Consider the following 18,326-nt stretch of genomic DNA (forward strand, 5'->3'; position numbering starts at 1 on the left):
ATCGCGGCGCTGGCCCACGCCGCGGCGAGCCACAGCAGCAGGCTTCTCAAGCGCTCACCTCGGCGTCGATGCGGTTGCCGTTGTTGTCGCGCCCCAGCAGTCGGAAGCCGCCTGTGGTCTGCGGCGGCAGCTCGACCGTGATGAGCGGGTTCTCCGACACCGGTTCGTGCAACGCCAGGCGCCACCAGGGCGCGCCCGCGCCGTCCACCAGCTGCAGCTGCTCGATGTAGAAGGCCGGGATGCCGGCGACCAGGCCGGTGTCCATGGGGTGCATCACGCGCACGCGCAGGCGGCGGCTGCCTTCGAGCACGTTGTTGAAGAAACGCGCCTGCACCTGGTTGAGCGTGCGGCTCCACGAACCGTCGGCGCGGGTGGCGCCGGGCACCGTGCAGCCGCCACCGGCGGCCTGCACCCAGGTGCTGCCCACGTGCCAGGCACCGTCGCGTGTCTGCACCAGCGCACGCACGGGTGAGGCCTGCTCCATGCGGATGCGAAACGCCAGCATGGGCAAGGCCTTGAGCGGTTCGAACTCCAGCACCTCGCGCACCGGGTTGCGGTCCACCACCACCTGGATGCGCGCCACGCCACCGCCGGTGTTGCCGAGCGCGCGCGCGTCCACCAGCAGCGGCACGTTCATCGCGTCATCGGCAAAGGCCGGGCCGTTCACCACCACGGCGCTGGAGAAGCGCATGGGCGCATCGCCCAGGTACTGCTTGCGCAGGCCGGGCCACTGCATGGAGCCCAGCGGGTCGCCGCCGGTGGGGTCGTCAGCGGCCCACAGCGCAGTGCTCGCCGCGCCCAGCGCAGCGCCCAGGAACAGGCGGCGGGTGTTGTCTGGTGACATGAAAAACTTTCAGGAACCTTTTTGGCGGATCCAGCCACGCTGCGGGTCGTAGCCCCACAGCGCCAGCACAAAGAAGGCGATGCTGCACACCCCCACCACCGCCCATGACGTGGCGTTGAACTGCCCATACATCGCAAAGCGCATGGCCTCCACCGCATGCGTGAAGGGGTTGAACTCGGCGAGCTTGAGCAGCCAGTGCGCGCCCGACTCCTCCAGCTTCCACAGCGGGTAGAGCGCGGGGCTGATGAAGAACATCGGGAAGATCACGAAGTTCATGGTGCCGGCGAAGTTTTCCAGTTGCTTCACGTACACCGAGAGCATGAGACCGAGGGCGGCCAGCAGCGTGGCGCCACACGCCATGGCCACCAGCAGGCCCGGCAGGTGCAGCCATGCGATGTCCACCCCGAAGGCCCACGAGATGGCGAGAAACACCACCATCTGCAGCACCGACAGGCAGGTGCCCGCGAGCAGCTTGAAGGCCAGCAACCAGCCGCGCGCCAGCGGCGCGGTGAGCAGCAGGCGCATCACGCCCATCTCGCGGTCGTACACCATGGAGAGCGAACTCTGCATGCCGTTGAACAGCGCCACCATGCCCAGCAGGCCGGGCACCATGTAGACCTTGTATTCGATGTAGGTCTCGTAGGGCGGGATGATGGCCACGCCGAACACGTTGTGGAAACCCGCCGCGAACACCACGAACCACAGCAGCGGGCGCACCAGCGCCGAACCCAGGCGCGAAGGCTGGCGCAGGAAGCGCCCGATCTCGCGGCCCACCACGGCACGCAGCGCGCGCGCCAGGTGCACGGGCATGGAAGGCTGACCAGCCGGCGGGATCAGGGTCGTTGTCTGCATGCGCTCTCCTGTTCGTCCACACCCAGCGTGTCCAGCACTTCCCTGGGATGCAACACACCGTCGAGCGGGGCCAGGCCCACCACACCGTCCACATGGCTGACAAACATGGGCTGGCGCAGTTGTCCGTCCCACGCGCGGAAGCTGAGGCGCGGGCCCTTGAAACCGTCGATCACCACCGTGCCCGAGCGCAGCTGCTTGAGCTGCTGCGGTACTGCCGCCTTGGGGTCGTGCACCAGCACCGCGGCCACCGCCTTGCCCGCCGCCCAGGCGGCCCAGTCGTGGCTCTGCATGGGGCGCTGTGCGAGCTTCTGAAAGCGTCGCGTGAGCTGCGGGCCGCCGTTGCGCTCCCACTGCGGGTGCCAGGCCTGCGCCACCAGACCGCTGGCGCCCACCACCGGGCGCGGCCACTGGGTGGCGTAAGGCAGCGTGCGGGCGAACTCGCCGTTGGCATCCATCACCGCCACCACCTCGTGCTCGCGATCGCCGGTGAGCAGGCGGGTGTTGGCCAGGTCGCGTTCGCGCGGATCGCCGCTGAGCTTGAAGGCCTTGGTCTGCGTGATCTTCAGACCGTAGCGTTTGGCCGCGCGGTTGAAAGCTTCCCCCATCAACACGTCGCCCGGCTCCGGGCCTTGCAGCAGCAACACCTTGCGCCAGTTGCGCGCGGCCAGGTACTGCGCGAGCGTGTCGGCGCGCATGCTGGCGCTGGGCAGTGTGTGCAGCAGGTGCGCGGCGCAGTTTTGCGCGCGCAGGCTGTCGTCGTCCAGCCCGGTGTTGAACACCACCGCGCCGCCCAGCGCGGCGGGTGCGGCCTGCACCAGCTGTTGCAGCTCGGCCAGCGGCAGGTCGGCCACCAGGTGCTGCACCTTGGCGGCCTTGAGCTCGGCCAGCGCTTTGGGCAGGGCAGCCATGTCGGGCAGCACCACGTCGCGCACGGTCAGCTTTATGCCGGCCGTGTCGAGCTCGAACGCGGCCTCATCCAAAGCGAGCTGCACGCCCTGCAGAGCCCTGCCCTGCGGATGGCCGGGGTAGCCGCGCTCCATGCGGCGGTTGGCGTAGCGTGCGTCACCCGCCAGCGAGATCACCGCCATCGTCATCTGCGTGGTGGCGGCCTGCACCGCCGGCCAGGCCAGCAGCGTGGCCAGTGTGAGCGTGGTCACCATCCGGCGCATGAGCAACGTAGGCATCAGGGCTGCACCAGCACGCTGTGCGGCACGCGGCCCACGGCCACGGTCCGAACAGCCTTGGCACCCGCCGTGTCGATCAGCGTCATGTCGTCCGACAGGCCGTTGGTCACATACAGCGTCTTTCCATCGGGGTGCATGGTGAGACCCCAGGCGCGCTTGCCCACCAGCACCTGGCGGCCCACCTTCTTGCTGGCCACGTCCACCTCGGCCACGTGGTTGGCCCTGCCCAGGCCCACCCACATGGTCTTGCCGTCGGGGCTCAGCGTCATGCCCACGGGCGTGATGTCGGCCTCGCGCAAGCCCTGCACCGCGAACTTGATGGTGGCCTTCACGCTGTGGTCTTTGGTGTTGACCACGCTCACCGTGGCGTCGAGCTCGTTGGTGACCCAGAGCTCGGCGCCGCCCTCGGCCAGCACGAAGCGGCGTGGGCGTTTGCCCACCTTGATGTTCTTGAGCACCTTCTTCTGAGCGAGGTCGATGACGTGAACCACGTTAGCCACCTCGGAGGTGACATAGGCGAACTTGCCATCGGCCGTGACCAGCACGCCTTCGGGCTCACCACCGGTCTTCACCTCGAACAGCGGCTTCCTCGTGGCCAGGTCGTAGGCAGCCATCACGTTCTCGTCCTCGATCGACACATAGACCGTCTTGCCGTCGGGGCTGAGGTCAAACATCTCCGGACTGTCCCCCAATGGAACAGTCCCGGTCATCTTGCCGGTGGCCGTGTCCACCAGGCCGAGCTGGTTGCTGTCGCCGCAGCACACATAAATCTGGCTGCGGTTGGCGTTGAACATCATGTGGCGCGGCCGCTCACAGGTGTCGATGGCGGACAGGCGCTCGCCCAGGGCATCGAACACGTGGATCTTGTTGTCCTTCTCACTGGAGACGTACACCTTGCCCTGCGCCAGCGCGGCCACTGGGGCGGCCAAGGCGCAGCCGAGCACGGCGGCCCAGGCCAGCGCACGAAGGCCTTGCGCAGCGGGTGCTGAAAGTGCGGAACGCGTCATTGGTTTGTCTCCATGGATTTGTGGGGTGCGCGGTGATGGTCTGCAAAAACAGTGCCAGCGCAACAGGCCTGGAAATTGCCTGCAAACCCCTGCAAAAGCGGGGTTCCAGCGCAGTCGGACCCCTTGCTAGAGACAAACCCTGAGACAAAACGGCACACCTGATGACACACCGCTCCACACCACCCTGCTCCATGCAGTCGCTTGTTTCGCGCAGGCAGTTCCTGGCCTGGGGAGCTGGCGGCGCGCTGGGTGTTTCAGGCCTCGCCCACGGCGCCATCGCGCAGGCCGGTGGCGCATTTCCGCAGCGGTCCATCCAGTTGATCGTGCCCTGGCCCGCCGGTGGCGCGACCGACCTCACGCTGCGCATCCTCTGCGACGAAGCCGCGCCGCTGCTGGGCCAGTCCATCGTGGTCATCAACAAGCCCGGCGCGGCGGGCACCCAGGTGGCGCCGCTGCTCAAGGCCGCCGAGCCCGACGGCCACACCATCGGCCAGGTGCCCATCACCGTGTACCGCCACGCACTCATGAACAAGGTGCCCTGGGACCCGGTGGTCGACCTCAGCCCCATCGTGCAGGTCTCGGGCACCACCTTCGGCGTGCTGGTGCCGGCCAGCAGCGCGTGGAAGAGCTTCAACGACCTGCTGGCCTGGGCCAGGGCGCACCCGGGTGAACTCATCCTCGGCTCCACCGGCATCGGCACCACCGCCCACCTGGCCACCGAAGAAATCCTGCTGCAGAACAACATCCGCTACGTGCACGTGCCCTACCGCGGCACGGCCGACCAGATGCTCGGCGTGGCCGGCGGCCAGGTGATGGCGGGTGTGAACTCCACCGGCTTCGCGCCCTGGGTGGACCAGGGCAAGGTCCGCGTGCTGGCGATCTTCAGCGCGCAGCGCAGCCCACGCTGGCCCGATGCACCCACGCTGCGCGAGCTGGGTTACGAACAGTCCGTCTACACCTCGCCCTGGGGCCTGGCCGCGCCGCACGGCACACCCGAGCCCGTGGTGCAGCGCCTGCACGACGCGTTTGCCAAAGCCATGCAGAGCGAGCGCCACCTGCAGGAGCTGGCCCGCTACGACCAGACGCTGGACTACCTCAACACCCGCGACTACCGCCAGGCCGTGCTGAACACGGTGGAGCGCGAGAAGCGCCTGCTGCAGCGCATGAACCTGCTGGCCAGAGCCCACGGCGCCTGATCCCCGATGAACGAACCCGCCACCCTGCTCCACGCCCACCACCTGCACAAGGCCTACGGCGCCAAGCCCGCGCTCAAGGGTGTGGACGTGACCCTGCGCGCCGGTGAAATGGTGGCCCTGCTCGGCCCCAACGGCGCGGGCAAGTCCACGCTGCTGCAGTTGCTCACCGGTCTCTTCACGCCCGACCAGGGCAGCATCGAAGTGCTCGGCCACGACATGCGTCAGCACCCCAGCCGTGCGCTCGCCGGCCTGGGCGTGGTGTTTCAACAAAGTGCGCTCGACATGGACCTGAGCGTGATGGCCAACCTGCACTTCCACACCGATCTGCACGGCATGCCGCGCAAGCTGGCCAACGCACGCATCGCCACGCTGCTGGACACCATGGGCCTGGCCGACCAGGCCCGGGCCGTGGTGCGCAGCCTCTCGGGCGGCACGCGCCGCAAGATCGAACTGATCCGCGCGCTGCTGCACGAGCCCCGCGTGCTGCTCATGGACGAAGCCACCGTGGGCCTGGACCCGGCCTCACGCCAGCAACTGCTGGACACCGTGCGCGGCCTGTGCCAGAGCCGCGGCATGGGCGTGCTGTGGGCCACCCACCTGATTGAAGAAACCCGACACGCCGACCGGCTGATGCTGCTGCACCAGGGCGCGGTGCGCTTTGAAGGCCCCATCGCCGAGTTCATGGCGCAGAGCGAGGGCGGGGATTTTCAGGCGGAGGTGTTGAAGCAGTTGGGGCGAGGGACGGTTTGAGAGAGAGTGGGCACACGCGAGGGTTGGACCAATGCTGTTAGCCTCACTTGGTCGGCCAATCGTGCCCCATTTGAAAGTGAATTCATCATGACCAGCCCGCTGTACACCGCCTCCGTTCCCGTCCTGCAGCAGATGCTGCACGCCTTGTCGGATGTGCTCAAGAAAGCCGAAGACCACGCCACGCAAAAGAATATCGATCCCAATGCTCTGCTCCAGGCGCGCCTGTTTCCCGACATGTTGCCGCTGATACGTCAGGTACAGATCGCCGCAGACTTCTCCAAGGGCATTGCCTCCCGCCTGGCTGGTGCCGAGGTGCCGTCCTGGCCCGACACCGAGGTCAGCTTCGTGGATTTGCAAGCATTGATCACCAAGGCTTTGGCCCATATCGGCTCCTTCAAGCCTGATCAATTTGATGCAAGTGAGAGCCGCGAGATCGTATTGCGCCCCGGCACCCCCAAGGAAAAGAAGCTGATGGCCACCGCATATCTACTGCACTACGGCCTGCCGCAGTTTTTCTTCCACGTGACCACCGCCTATGCCATCTTGCGCCACAGCGGCATTGAGATCGGTAAACGCGACTACATGGGTGCTTACTGACACTGGACACCCGACGCGTTTCGGGCGTTCAACGTCGGTATGTGGAGGCGGTATTGCAGCGAGGAGCGGTCCTCCGAACCGAAGGACACGAATGACGGCAGGTTGCTGGCCTACGGCCATTCGAAGCGCCTCCCTGTTTTCGTCTCAATTTGACCCGCACTCGCATGGCCGAAATCATTCGGGATGCACATGCAGTATTGGGTTAGCTTTGGGCTTCAAGCTTCAGATGGCAGAATCAATCGCTGAAACATCATGAAACCGCTCGACTGGCAATACGAACTGCACGTCCTCGGCACGTCGAAGAAGACGCTGTCGTTAGACGACTTCGCCGACTTGGCGAAGAGGCTCGCTGATCTACTCGGCGAGCAGGAGCGTGTCCATTTCGGCGCCCTGAAAGATGGCAGCGCCCGGATCTTGGCAAAGGTGGAGCAATCCGCCCGCCAAGACGTTGTCTTGCAACTCGTAAAGATGCGGCTCGGGGTTGCCCCCGCGAAGATCACCAAGCTGAACGACTACCTTGGGTCGAAAGGGTGGCGGGGCGAACTCAAGAATGCAGAGGGTGGCGTGATCATCGCCTTCCCGGGTACACCCCAAAAGAAGCCGGAGCAAGTTCAAACTGTCTACCAGACTGATTCCCTGATCGGTCAAGTGATCAAGATTGGAGGCAGGGACGACTCTGTACCGATGACGCTCAAGACGCCGGATGGCGCTTTCGTTGATGTGAACGTCAAGGGGCGGGACGAAGCGAGGAAGCTGGCCCAGCACCTGTTCGGTGCGGATATCAAGGTCAATGGGAATGCCACCTGGACCCGAGACGAAGAGGGCCAATGGACTTGCAGCGCCATGGAGGTGCTCTCATTCGAAGAGACTGATAGTACGTCGCTGGTGGAGCTATTTGAGGCTCTAAGGCGCGTGCCGAACAACCACTGGCATAAGTTGGAAGATCCGATTGCCGAGTGGGCAAAGAAGCACCGAGAGGACCACTCATGAAGGTGCTGATCGACACGAACGCGCTGATCAAGCTGCTGGACCCTCGAACCGCATTCGAAGTGTCGGCTCGGCTCAAAGGGCTGCTGGAAGACATTGACCGGACCAACGGGCAATTGATCATCCCGGTTCAGGTCGTCGGCGAGTACATCAGCGGCGCGGATCAAGCAGGGCAAGAAGTGCTGGCAAAGCTCTTGGGCAATCGCCGGATCAAGGTCGCGAATTTTGACCACGTGGCAGCCGTCGAATGCGCGATGATGGACAAGACCGCCATCGCCTCCGGCAACAAGCGGGCGCCACTCACTCGAGAGGTCAGCTGGCAGAAGGTCAAGGTCGATCGCCAGATTGTCGCGATCGCTAGAGTGTTGAAGGTCGATCGGATCATCTCGACCGATGGGGACATTCCGAGGATCGCTATAGCGCTAGGGATGCCGTGTATCTCGGTTGAAGACTTGCCCCTGCCTGCATGGGCGGCTCAAGTCCATATCGATGAGGTTCTTTTCACCCCGGCTATCCCAGTTCAACCGGGCGTCCGGCGGCTTAGGCTCGCAGCCAGGAACCAACCCCCGGCTTCAAAGTAGGACGCCGGCAGCCCGGAATCCGCCGCGCCGGTCTTGCCGGTTCTTCCCATTTCTTGAATAGACCGACTTGAAAGGTCGCTGGCAAGGTCGGGGCTCGGCGCCAGAAGCGACTTAGTGGATACCTAGATCACACTTCCGCAACCAGTCTGAAGCTGACCTATCCGTCGAAGTTCTGCCGTGCAGCAATCGCTGCGGCTAAAGTCGGACCGATCACCCAACAGTGCCTGTGCACTCTCTTCTTTCCCCACCCTTTGCCCCATGAAAACACGTCTTCAAATCGCCGCCTTCCTGGCCACCCTGTCGGTCATCTCTTCTGTTCATGCCCAAACGACGCCTGCCCTCCCAGCCAACAAAGTCCTCCCATCGGGCGTCGCTTTGAAATGGACCACGGCCGGAACGGGCGAAAAGCCCTTGGCCACCGATACCGTGCAGGTGCACTACCGCGGCACATTGACCGACGGCAAAGAGTTCGACAGCTCTTTCAAACGCGGCGAGCCCGCCACCTTCCCGCTCAACCGCGTCGTGCCCTGCTGGACGCAAGCTTTGCAGGAAATGAAAGTGGGCGACACGGCTGACATAACCTGCCCACCGGCCACCGCCTACGGCGAGCGGGGCATTCCCGGCGTGATCCCGGGCAACAGCGTTCTGGCGTTCCAGGTGCAACTGCTGTCCGTGAAGAGGAAGTAACCGGCTTCGCTCTGGCCTGCCTACGATCCATCGACCCGTTGCCGCAGCAAGGCCTGGCCAGCCCGGATGCGCACACCGCTCTCGATGCCCGGCGCCGGGTCCAGGCCGGGCGGTGTGAGCACGATGATGGTCGAGCCGTGTTCGAACCAGCCCATCTCTTCTCCCTTGGTCATGCTGGCGGCGCAGGGAATCACGTTGGGGCCGGGCCAGCGCAGGTGCAGCAGGATATTGAGCCAATGCAGGCGGATGCTCGCCACCAGCACCGCGGCCACCGGCACCAGGATCAGCGGGGCATCGCCCAGACCGGGCAAGCGGCATTCGATGACGGCGCGCTCGTTCTTGCAGAACAGGCGCTCAACGCGTTTGAGCGCGATGGGATTGACGTTCCAGGTGTCGCCGCTGATGTAAGTCACCCGGTCCACCGCCAGCGCATGCGGGGCATGGAAGCGGTGGTACATGGCCGAGGTGAGGCGCAAGGTGGTGTAGCGCCCGCCCTGCATGCGCTGCGCCATGTCTTCGGAGCGCAGCAACTCGCGCAACGGGTAGGGGAAGCCCTTGGCCTGCAGCACATCGGTGCCATCGATCGGCCCGCAGGCGCCCACGATGGCGTCGCTGGGGCTGCACACCACGGCTGGGTCGGGATCAAAAGGGCGCAGGCCGGGTTTGAGCTCCCGCGTGAAGCAGTCGCGCAGGCTCTGAAAGCTTTGCTGTTTCGCCTCGCTCAGGTCGAGGTCGGTGAACAGCCGCCACACCGCGATGGAGAGCCGCGTGAGCACAGGGCTCTGGATGCGGCTGAACCAGCCCATGAAACGGGTGGCCGCCACACGCGGTATGCGGTTGGTGAACAGGAAGTTGAGATCTTCATTGAGAAGGAATTTTTCGCGCCAGGCGTTTTTGTTCATGGTTCTGTCAAAGCAATGTTCTACAAATGTCACACCTTCACTTTTCAGGTGTGTGTCAGATGTCCACCGCATGGGTTCTTTCAGCCAGCGCACTGGCAGCGTCCTTTCCTTTTGTTCACCAGCGCATCCAGCTGTCGCGGGCGAAGCACCGCTCGCTGGCCGGGCATTCGCTCATGGCCAAGCGCCTGGCGCGCTGGTTGCCCGGCTACAGCTACACCGAAGACCGCTTCTTCGCGGCCGACGGTGCACCGCCCGGCGTGGCGGCCCAGCGCAAGGCGGCCTTCCATCGGCTCTCGGCCCAGTTGAACGCCAAGGCTCCGCAAGGGCTGGCACTCACCGCACAGCTGCGCGCCGGGCTGCCAGACCTGCAGTTCACCGGCCGGTACCGCGTGCCGTTCCAGTTCAGCGAGCTGGTGCGTCAACACCTGGCGCTGCCCGCGTTCTGGGCGCACGCCGAAGGCGTTGGCCTGACCGACATCGACGGCAACCACTGCTTCGACCTGACCGGCTCCTACGGCGTCAACGTCTTCGGTGTCGACTTCTACAAGGCCACCATGGCCGAAGGTTCCGAGCTGGGCGCCGCACTGGGCCCCGTGCTGGGCGGTTACCACCCCTGCGTGGCCGACAACGTGGAGCGGCTCAAAGCCATCTCGGGCCTGGATGCCGTGTCGTTCCACATGTCCGGCACCGAAGCGGTGATGCAGGCGGTACGGCTCGCGCGTTTTCACACCGGCCGCAAGAAGCTGGTGCGCTTTTGCGGCGCGTACCACGGCTGGTGGGACGACGTGCAGCCCGGGCCCGGCAACCCGATGCCGCCGGGCCACACCTACACGCTCAAGGACATGGACGAACGCAGCCTGAACGTGCTGCGGACCCGAAGAGACATCGCCTGCGTGCTGGTCAACCCGCTGCAGGCATTGCATCCGAACCGCAATGCACCGGGCGACTCGACGGTGATGACCGCACGCCAGAGCGATCCCGCCGATCAAAAGGCCTACGCGCAGTGGCTGGCGCGTTTGCGCGAGGTCTGCACCGCACGTGGCATTGCGCTGATCTTCGACGAGGTCTTCGTGGGGTTTCGGCTGGCGCGCGGTGGAGCGCAGGAACACTACGGCGTGCAGGCCGATCTGGTCACCTACGGCAAGACGCTCGGTGGTGGTCTGCCGGTGGGCGTGGTCTGCGGCAAGGCCGCCTGGATGCAGCGGTTTCGCCCCGAGCGCCCGGCCGACATCTGCTTTGCCCGCGGCACCTTCAATGCGCACCCCTACGTCATGGGAGCGATGAACGCGTTTCTGCGGCGGTTGGAGACACCTGAAGTCCAAGCCATTTACGAAGGCCTGGACGAGCGCTGGCAGAACCACCTCACACGTTTCAACCACGCGCTGCAGCAGGCCGATGTGCCGGTTCGGGTGGCTGGGCTCTCCAGCATCTGGACCGTCAACTTCACGGCGCCCTCGCGTTACCACTGGATGCTGCAGTTCTACCTGCGCGAGCAAGGCCTGGCGCTGAGCTGGGTGGGCACCGGCCGCATGGTCTTCAGCCTGAACTACAGCGAGCAGGACATGGCCGAGGTGCTGCGCCGCTTGGTGCTGGCCTGTCAGCGGATGACCGAGGACGGCTGGTGGGCCAACCCCACCGGGGCAACGGCCCGGGATCTGCAACGGCAGGTGTTCAAGGAAATGTGGCGCGCCCGCTGGAGCGGACGCGCCTGAGGAATTCAGCTGGCCCGCGGCCCCGGCTCCATCCACTCCCCGCGCAACAGCTGCAGCGGCGCGCGGTGGTACAGCTTGATGTCGTGAAACGGGTCGGTCACGATCTTGATGGCCCACACCAGTCCCGTGCGCAGATCCTTCAACACCCACAGTTGCATGACGCGGAATGCCAGACCACCAACACCCACCCAGAGCCACATCCAGCCGACGTTGTGCGCGAGGCCCAGCCAGTCGGTGTGGGGCTCCATCAGGCCGAAGAGGTCGGGCTGCGCCACCAGCAGCAGCGGCGACGCTGCCCAGATCAGCATCAGCACCACCTTGCGCTGCAGGTTGTAGCCCACCTTGACGGCCTCCTTGTACGCATGCGTGGCCTGGTTGATCTCGTCGTAACCCTTGGGTTCGAAAAAGAAGTGACCGGCCTGGCGACTCACCATGGACACCAGCCAGGCCACCAAAGCGGCCAGCGCCGGATCGGCGAACAACAAGGCGTAGGCCACCAGGAAACTCAGGGCGCTGAGCAGGTGCAGGCTCTGGTTGATGCGGCTGTGGTGGTAGTAGCGGTGGTCGTCCCAGCGCTGTGTCTCGAGCTCTTTGAAAAACGTGTTCATTCAATTCCTCTTGTTCAGTCACGGACGGGCCCGATCACAATGAGCGGTCCTGCATCGGATGCTCAGGCGGCCACATGAAACGGCCGTGACATCAACCGAGACATTGCAATGACACGACAGGCTGTTGTGCAGCGGACCGCGTGTCACACAACTGTTATCGCAAGCGATGAACATCGCCCCCATGAACACATCCGACGTCTGCGACGCCCTGCTGGTCGAACACCTGCCCGTGCCGCGACCCAGTCTGCGGGTTGCCGTGGTCACCGAGACGTACCCGCCCGAGGTCAATGGTGTGGCCGTCACATTGCAGCAGCTGGTGCAGCGGCTGCAGGCCAGCAACCACCAGATCCAGCTGATCCGGCCACGCCAGCCCCTGACCGACAAGGATCGCGACACCACCTCGGACGAACTGCTGGTTCGGGGGCTGGAGATTCCCCGGTACCCGCAGCTTCGCCTGGGCATGCCGATCAAGCGCGCACTGCTCGCGCAATGGACCCGGCAACGGCCCGACCTGGTGCACGTGGCCACGGAAGGCCCTCTGGGCTGGTCGGCCGTGCAGGCCGCCCGCAAGCTGCGGCTGCCGCTGAGCACCGACTTCCGCACCAACTTCCACGCCTACAGCCAGCACTACGGCATCGGCTGGCTGCGCAAGCCGATCGCGGCCTACCTTCGCAAATTCCACAACCTCGCGGATTGCACGATGGTGCCGTCGAGCGACCTGCTGCAAGACCTGTCCGCCCAAGGCTTCGAGCGGCTGATGGTGGTGGCCCGGGGTGTGGATGCCGCCAGGTTCTCACCGGTGCACCGCAGCGAAGCCCTGCGCGCCCAGTGGGGTGTGGCGCCCGATCAGCCGGTGCTGCTCTCGGTGGGCCGGCTCGCCCGCGAAAAGAACCTCGATCTGCTGGCGCGCAGTTGGAACGCGATGCGCGCCGTGCGGCCCGATCTCAAGCTGGTGGTGGTGGGCGACGGGCCCTCGCGCAACGCCCTGGCACAGGCCTGCCCCGATGCATTGATGGTGGGCGCGCAGAGTGGCGAGGGGCTGGCTCGCCACTACGCCAGCGCCGACCTGTTCGTCTTCCCCAGCGTGACCGAGACCTACGGCAATGTCACACCCGAGGCGCTGGCCAGCGGATTGGCGGTGCTGGCCTTCGACTACGCCGCAGCGGCCGAGCTGATCCGGCATGGCGACAACGGCTTGCTCGCGCCCCGCGGCGATGAGGCGGCCTTCCTTCGGAACGCGGTTGAACTGATGAGCAACCCCGGGCTCGTCCAGCAGTTGCGCGAGCGCGGCCGCGCCACCACGCTCACGCAGGACTGGGAGCAGATCGTGCGCCAGGTCGAGGGCGTCTGGCACCACCTGGTGGCCGCGCGCCTCACCGGCGCGCAGGCCTGATCAAGCGGGTTGCGGCAGTTCCCGCGCCGGGTGGGCAGCCTGGTGATGGCCGCGCCGACCGATGCCTTGGTAGACGAAGCCGAGCGAATCCATCAGGGCCGGGTCGTAGAGGTTGCGGCCGTCGAAGATGACGCGCCCACGCATGCACCGCGCCATGGCGTCGAAGTCGGGGTTGTGGAAACACTTCCACTCCGTCAGCACCAGCAGGGCATCCACGCCGGCCACCGCATCGAGTGGGGATTCGACGAATGTGAGGCCGTCCATCTCGCTCACCGGTCGCCCCAGATCGGCACTGAGCGCGCGCTGCGCCTCGTTCAAAGCCACCGGGTCGTGCACCAGCACCTCGGCACCCCGGCTCAGCAGCTCGGGGATCACGATGCGGCTGGGAGCGTCGCGCATGTCGTCGGTGTTGGGCTTGAAGGCCAGCCCCCACACACCCAGGCGCAGCCCGCGCAGATCAGAGCCGAAATGCGCGCAGACCCGATCCACCAGAACCTGCTTCTGCTCGTGGTTCACCGACTCGGTGGCCTCGACCACGCGCATGCGCAAGCCATGCGCGGCCGCTTCGTGGATCAGCGCGCGGGTGTCCTTGGGAAAGCAACTGCCCCCATAGCCCGTGCCGGCGTAAAGGAAGCCGTGGCCGATCCTGCTGTCGGAGCCGATGCCCCGGCGCACCGAGTCGATGTCGGCACCCACGGCGTCGGCCAGGTGCGCCATGTCGTTCATGAACGAGATGCGCGTCGCCAGCATGGCGTTGGCGGCGTACTTGGTCAGTTCGGCGCTGGCCACATCCATCCACAGGCTGCGCTCGTGGTGGCGGTTGAACGGCGCATAGAGCCGGGTCATCAGGCGACGGGCCGCTTCGCCGGCGTCCCCGGTGGGCAGGCCGATGACGATGCGGTCCGGGCGCATGAAGTCGTCCAGCGCGGCGCCCTCCTTGAGGAACTCCGGGTTGGACACGACCGCGAAATCCAGCGCTGCAAGCCCCCTGTCCGCCAGGGCGCTGCGCAGGACCTGCTCCACACGCCCTCCGGTGCCCACCGGCACGGTCGACTTGTTGACCACCACCTTGAAGTCGGCCATGTGCTGGCCGATCTGCGCGGCCACGGCCAGCACATGCTGCAGGTCCGCCGATCCGTCTTCCTGCGGAGGCGTTCCCACCGCGATGAAGATCACCTCGGCATGCCGCACCGCAGCCGCTATCGAGGTGGTGAAGCGCAGCCGGTCGGCATGGCGGTTGCGCTGCAACAGGTCTTCAAGACCAGGCTCGAAGATCGGCACACCGCCGGCTTGCAGCACCGCGACGCGCCCGTGGTCGCGGTCCACGCAGATGACGTCATTGCCCAGTTCCGCCAGGCAGGTCGCGGTGACCAGACCCACATACCCTGCACCCACCACTGCGATCTTCATGGCTGTTCTCCGTTGGTTGGAGAACATGCTGCAAGCCCAAGATGAAACTGCCTTGGCGAAGCGATGACAGAACGGTGAAACGGGGGGCTTGCAAGGACAGGGCCCGCGTGCGCGCCACCGCGTGGAAACTCCGCCTCAGCCAGCCCGATCTTCACAAACACGGCGTGCTGCGCTGCTGGCCACAGCAAACCACCCCCGCCCAGGTTTGCGTTGGGCGGGCTACGGATGGCAGCGATGCACCTCATTCCAGCCTTGGGCCTTTCGCGAGGGAGTTGGCTCCTCCAGTGAGCGCTTCATTGCATCTCGAGCGGGCGCCCCGATATGGAACTGGCACACTCGGTTGGCGGCTTGAGCGAGTCGGCCTCGACCACCCAACCCTTACCCAACAACACCATGCGGGTCTGGAGTCGGTCGCGCGTCTTCGGATCCACAGGTGACGCCAACAAGTGAAGACTCTTGTTTCGAACCTCGACGTATTCCAGTCGATGACGTGTTGCGAGGGATATCCACAGCGCATGAGCACTTTGGGATTGGCGGGCGCCGCTGACCAGGCAAAACCCCTGATCAAGCGCCCACTCATACACCGCGGTAGCGATGCCCCTTCGCTGGTACTCGACCGCGTACTTGGAATGCGGAGCCCGGACAAATCGATCCAGCCGGCGATTGACTTCGATCAATCGGTTGAAGACCGTGTAGCCGGCCAGACGGCCGCGAGCCACGTCCTCCACGTAGATGTAGTGCTCCCCATCGGCTTCACGGTGGCGAAGGATCAGGCCAGGGAGTTGGGTTGTGAAGATGCCCGTGCCGCTTTTGAGCAGGCCCGAGCGCTCAAGGCGTGCATGCAGCGACTTCAATTCATCGTCAACGGACGCTGCGCTCCATTGCACGTCCACGCGCAGTTCCATGGTGTGCCGCTGGGCACAGGGCTGCGCATCGCGGTGCCTTGCAGGCCGCTCGCGGAGAAGGGCTGGTCCAGGGGTGATGAAGGGAAATGCCAAGAGGGCACACATCCATGGTTCAAACATCCCGTGCTCCTGCCCACCAGCCGCTCATCAAGCTGGCGGGCTTTTGGCTTGCGCACACGCGGGCGCTCGATTCCCAGGACCCCATCTGCACATTCAGGCCTGCAAACACGCCAAAGCCGGCGCCTGCCATGATGGTTTCGAACGCACTCAGACTTTCGCCAGCGCGTATCGCGCCCCTGGCCTGGATGGCTCCACCCGCCTTGATGCCCCAACCCGCCTCCAGGTGCATGCCGCAATCGATGTCCGAGAGGACCGAGATGCCTTCGACAGCTTGGACGGTGCCGCCTGAAACCAGGGCGCCTCCAGCCAAGAGACTCTTTGCACAGGTGATGGAACCTTCCACGTTCACGTCGCGACCCACGGATGCCTGTCCGTTGAGTTTGAGTTGGCCTGCGCAGCGAACGTCCCATGCCGCTCGCAGGTCTGCCTTTGCAGTGATGTCGCCGTTGGCTTCGATGCCCCAGCCAGCTTTGAGACGCCCGCCCGATTCCAGTCTGCCGTTGCTTCGAACATTTCCTTCGCAGCGGATGTCGTCGCCCGACACCAGCGATTCACCGACAACGATGCTGCCACCCACGTCGATGCGCCGACCCACTCGCACCACCGAATCCACGTCGACGTTGCCGCGCACCCGCAGTGAGCCGGCGAACACGATGGCGCTGGCCGAGAGATGGTCCAGGATCAAGGTCTCGTTGGTGGGGCCGAACTGGTCGAGCAGCCAGCAGGCGTCGTTGACGCGATCTGCCTGGACCAGGGCGTCCAGCAGGTCCTGGTAGTTGCTCCCCTCATGGTGGTGCCGCAAGAACCATCGGAATCCATCGGCACATGGCTGTTTGATCTTGATGAAGTCTTTGGTGAGGTCCATGTCGTTCTCAGAAGCGGTCTGCCGTCGTGGCCACGTTCAGTTGATCAAATGGAGCGATCAACACATCGCCCGCGGCCCACTTGGCCAGTCGCTGGGCAACGCTGCCGGTGAAGAACTGAGCCAGTGGCGAACTGGGTCGTTTGCCCACCACGACCAGGTCGGCCTGTGTGGACAGCTGGTGCAACGCGGTTGAGTAAGCCGGGTCGCCATTGCCGACGTCAAAGGCCAGTACCGGGTTGCGTGACGGTTCCGGCGTCGCGTCCAGCGCGCCGATGAGCTGCGCCAGCCGGTCCCTGGCGTGCTGGCGCGAGCCGAAGCGGTTGGCCTGAATCGCTTGCGGCGATGCGTTGACCGAGCGCAGCTTGCTGTCTTCAATCGTGTCGATGGCGTGAAACGCCTTCAGCACCGTGGGCGTCGAGAACCGGTCGGCGAAGTCGATCAAGGGTCTGGATCGTGGCGACAGGTCGACGGCCACGAGCACATGTCCATAGGGACGGGTTGGCGCCTGCTTGACCACCAGCAGTGGACACAAGCTGCCGTGCACCGCCTGGTCGAGCGTGGTGCCGCGGTGAAACCGTTTCCAGCTCCGCTGCGAGAGCGGCCCCATCACCAGCAGGGTCGTGGCACCGGCCTCCGCCAGTACCGCGTCGAGCGACGCCGAGCGTTCGATCGCATGCACCGAGATCTCGTAGCGCCTGGCCAGCTGGCGTGCCCGCTGTCCAAGGCGCGCGATCGGATCGGCAAGGTAGATGTTCGGACCCTCGTCAAGAAGGATCAGCCGCAGCGTGATCTGGTGTTGGCGAGCGAGCAGGGCTGCGCGCTCCAGCGCGTGTTCAGAGAGCGCCGAGAAGTCGGAGACGGCAAGGATGGATTCAAAGTGCATGGGAATTCCTGGACGAACGAGGGCCAACCCCGCAGCGCAGCGGCTGGGGGCGTGATCGACGGCATGAGGCGGCTAGGTCGTGTAGTCGCCGCTGGCTTCGGGCTGAAACAGCAGCGAGACAATTTCCGCCGCGCACGCGTCCCCGTTGGGCGTGCGCCAGCGGGCGATGGCACCCACTCGCTGCCCGAGCAGACTGGCCCCCACCGGGGAGAGCACGGAGATGAAGCCCAGGTGTGGCTCGGCATCAGCTGGATAGCACAGAGTGAGCTTCTGTCGCTGGTGTGAGTCGAGGTCTTCGACGATCACTTGCGAGTACATCGTGACGATGTCGGATGGGATCTCTCGCGAGGGCACGAGGTCCAGGGATTCGAGCGTATCGACCAGCTCGGGCGGAAAATGTTCACCGCGCAGCTTGTTCAGGCGTGCGGAGTCAATCTCGGTGAGCAGCCGCTCACCCGCAAGGTTCTTGTGCATGTGGCACTCCAACTGGTGCAAGCCTGCCCGAAAAAGGCAGCGCCCGCGATCGCGCTGGCTTGGGGCCCGGCGATGGTTGGATTGCGCAAAAAGGAGGGAAGGGGTATCGCCGGGCTTAAGAATGTGCGGCCGGCTGGCGCAGTCCCGCCGAGCCCATCAGCTTGCGACCAGCCACAGCGCCGCCTGCCGCGAGGGGCAAACGAGCTGCCGTGAGGGCAGTGATGGTGGGGTAGGAAGCCATTACCGCTATTGTAGGACGCATCGGAGCTATCTGATACAAGTGTCAGTTGCTGCCCGAGGGCATGCGCAAGCGAACGCGCAAGACGGACCTGTCAGCAAATGACCACGGGTAAATCAGAAGGGGGTTGC

Annotated in this window: 19 protein-coding genes; 8 read left to right on the forward strand and 11 right to left on the reverse strand. The window is 65.1% G+C overall.

Annotated features, from left to right (window positions below; translation table 11 throughout):
- Nucleotides 1–46 precede the first annotated feature (46 nt).
- Genes ASE11_RS20300 through ASE11_RS20315 form a run of 4 tightly spaced genes read right to left on the reverse strand, consistent with a single transcriptional unit; the run spans nucleotide 47 to nucleotide 3,887 of the window.
- Nucleotides 47–844: a quinoprotein dehydrogenase-associated SoxYZ-like carrier gene (locus tag ASE11_RS20300; RefSeq protein ID WP_056275835.1), complete on the reverse strand. Its 798-nt coding sequence runs from the start codon at nucleotides 842–844 to the stop codon at nucleotides 47–49.
- A 9-nt stretch (nucleotides 845–853) separates the two neighbouring features.
- Entirely contained in the window at nucleotides 854–1,696 is an 843-nt protein-coding gene (locus tag ASE11_RS20305) for an ABC transporter permease (protein ID WP_200959391.1), read from the reverse strand.
- Complete coding sequence (locus ASE11_RS20310; protein ID WP_082585894.1) at nucleotides 1,678–2,880, reverse strand: branched-chain amino acid ABC transporter substrate-binding protein; 1,203 nt, start codon at nucleotides 2,878–2,880, stop codon at nucleotides 1,678–1,680. Before ASE11_RS20310 ends, ASE11_RS20305 begins: the two co-directional genes overlap by 19 nt.
- Nucleotides 2,880–3,887 carry a PQQ-dependent catabolism-associated beta-propeller protein gene (locus ASE11_RS20315; RefSeq protein ID WP_056275838.1) on the reverse strand — a complete coding sequence of 336 codons (1,008 nt, stop codon included), beginning with the start codon at nucleotides 3,885–3,887 and terminating at the stop codon, nucleotides 2,880–2,882. The genes ASE11_RS20310 and ASE11_RS20315 overlap by 1 nt, the downstream gene beginning before the upstream one ends.
- Before the next feature lie 191 nt (nucleotides 3,888–4,078).
- Between ASE11_RS20315 and ASE11_RS20320 the strand changes: the two genes are divergently transcribed.
- From ASE11_RS20320 to ASE11_RS20345, 6 genes are all read left to right on the forward strand, one after another.
- Entirely contained in the window at nucleotides 4,079–5,083 is a 1,005-nt protein-coding gene (locus ASE11_RS20320) for a Bug family tripartite tricarboxylate transporter substrate binding protein (protein WP_056275841.1), read from the forward strand.
- A 6-nt stretch (nucleotides 5,084–5,089) separates the two neighbouring features.
- A complete protein-coding gene (locus tag ASE11_RS20325) occupies nucleotides 5,090–5,833 on the forward strand; it encodes an ABC transporter ATP-binding protein (RefSeq protein ID WP_056275844.1) in 744 nt (247 codons plus the stop codon).
- 87 nt (nucleotides 5,834–5,920) lie between these two features.
- The gene (locus tag ASE11_RS20330; RefSeq protein ID WP_056275847.1) at nucleotides 5,921–6,430 is read left to right on the forward strand and encodes a DUF1993 family protein; all 510 of its coding nucleotides are present in this window, start codon (nucleotides 5,921–5,923) and stop codon (nucleotides 6,428–6,430) included.
- A gap of 252 nt (nucleotides 6,431–6,682) precedes the next feature.
- Nucleotides 6,683–7,420, forward strand: a complete 738-nt coding sequence (locus ASE11_RS20335) for a hypothetical protein (protein WP_056275851.1) — start codon at nucleotides 6,683–6,685, stop codon at nucleotides 7,418–7,420.
- Entirely contained in the window at nucleotides 7,417–7,998 is a 582-nt protein-coding gene (locus tag ASE11_RS20340) for a type II toxin-antitoxin system VapC family toxin (protein ID WP_056275854.1), read from the forward strand. Before ASE11_RS20335 ends, ASE11_RS20340 begins: the two co-directional genes overlap by 4 nt.
- Before the next feature lie 258 nt (nucleotides 7,999–8,256).
- The gene (locus tag ASE11_RS20345) at nucleotides 8,257–8,685 is read left to right on the forward strand and encodes an FKBP-type peptidyl-prolyl cis-trans isomerase (RefSeq protein WP_056275857.1); all 429 of its coding nucleotides are present in this window, start codon (nucleotides 8,257–8,259) and stop codon (nucleotides 8,683–8,685) included.
- Nucleotides 8,686–8,705: 20 nt separating this feature from the next.
- Here the strand turns inward: ASE11_RS20345 and asd are convergent, their stop codons facing one another.
- Nucleotides 8,706–9,587, reverse strand: a complete 882-nt coding sequence (asd, locus tag ASE11_RS20350) for an archaetidylserine decarboxylase (RefSeq protein WP_056275860.1) — start codon at nucleotides 9,585–9,587, stop codon at nucleotides 8,706–8,708.
- Between the two features lie 59 nt (nucleotides 9,588–9,646).
- Here asd and ASE11_RS20355 point away from each other — a divergent pair, with 59 nt between their 5' ends.
- Entirely contained in the window at nucleotides 9,647–11,299 is a 1,653-nt protein-coding gene (locus ASE11_RS20355) for an aminotransferase class III-fold pyridoxal phosphate-dependent enzyme (protein WP_082585895.1), read from the forward strand.
- Nucleotides 11,300–11,304: 5 nt separating this feature from the next.
- Here the strand turns inward: ASE11_RS20355 and ASE11_RS20360 are convergent, their stop codons facing one another.
- On the reverse strand, nucleotides 11,305–11,907 hold the full coding sequence (locus ASE11_RS20360) for a hypothetical protein (protein WP_056275863.1): 603 nt from the start codon (nucleotides 11,905–11,907) through the stop codon (nucleotides 11,305–11,307).
- 181 nt (nucleotides 11,908–12,088) lie between these two features.
- On the opposite strand from ASE11_RS20360, the gene ASE11_RS20365 reads away from it, so the two are divergent.
- Nucleotides 12,089–13,300 (forward strand): glycosyltransferase family 4 protein, encoded by a 1,212-nt coding sequence (locus ASE11_RS20365; RefSeq protein WP_056276445.1) that lies wholly within the window; start codon nucleotides 12,089–12,091, stop codon nucleotides 13,298–13,300.
- On the opposite strand, the gene ASE11_RS20370 is transcribed toward ASE11_RS20365, so the two are convergent.
- From ASE11_RS20370 to ASE11_RS20390, 5 genes are all read right to left on the reverse strand, one after another.
- Nucleotides 13,301–14,710, reverse strand: coding sequence for a UDP-glucose dehydrogenase family protein (locus tag ASE11_RS20370; RefSeq protein WP_056275866.1), 1,410 nt, complete (start codon nucleotides 14,708–14,710; stop codon nucleotides 13,301–13,303). It lies immediately after the preceding gene.
- 293 nt (nucleotides 14,711–15,003) lie between these two features.
- Nucleotides 15,004–15,615, reverse strand: a complete 612-nt coding sequence (locus ASE11_RS20375) for an N-acetyltransferase (RefSeq protein ID WP_200959392.1) — start codon at nucleotides 15,613–15,615, stop codon at nucleotides 15,004–15,006.
- A 112-nt stretch (nucleotides 15,616–15,727) separates the two neighbouring features.
- The gene (locus ASE11_RS20380) at nucleotides 15,728–16,600 is read right to left on the reverse strand and encodes a hypothetical protein (protein WP_056275869.1); all 873 of its coding nucleotides are present in this window, start codon (nucleotides 16,598–16,600) and stop codon (nucleotides 15,728–15,730) included.
- Nucleotides 16,601–16,607: 7 nt separating this feature from the next.
- Entirely contained in the window at nucleotides 16,608–17,483 is an 876-nt protein-coding gene (locus ASE11_RS20385; RefSeq protein WP_056275871.1) for a universal stress protein, read from the reverse strand.
- A gap of 72 nt (nucleotides 17,484–17,555) precedes the next feature.
- Nucleotides 17,556–17,957: a GreA/GreB family elongation factor gene (locus ASE11_RS20390; RefSeq protein WP_056275874.1), complete on the reverse strand. Its 402-nt coding sequence runs from the start codon at nucleotides 17,955–17,957 to the stop codon at nucleotides 17,556–17,558.
- Between the last annotated feature and the right edge of the window lie 369 nt (nucleotides 17,958–18,326).

The sequence above is a fragment of the Hydrogenophaga sp. Root209 genome (genome assembly GCF_001428625.1).
GTDB lineage: Bacteria > Pseudomonadota > Gammaproteobacteria > Burkholderiales > Burkholderiaceae_C > Hydrogenophaga.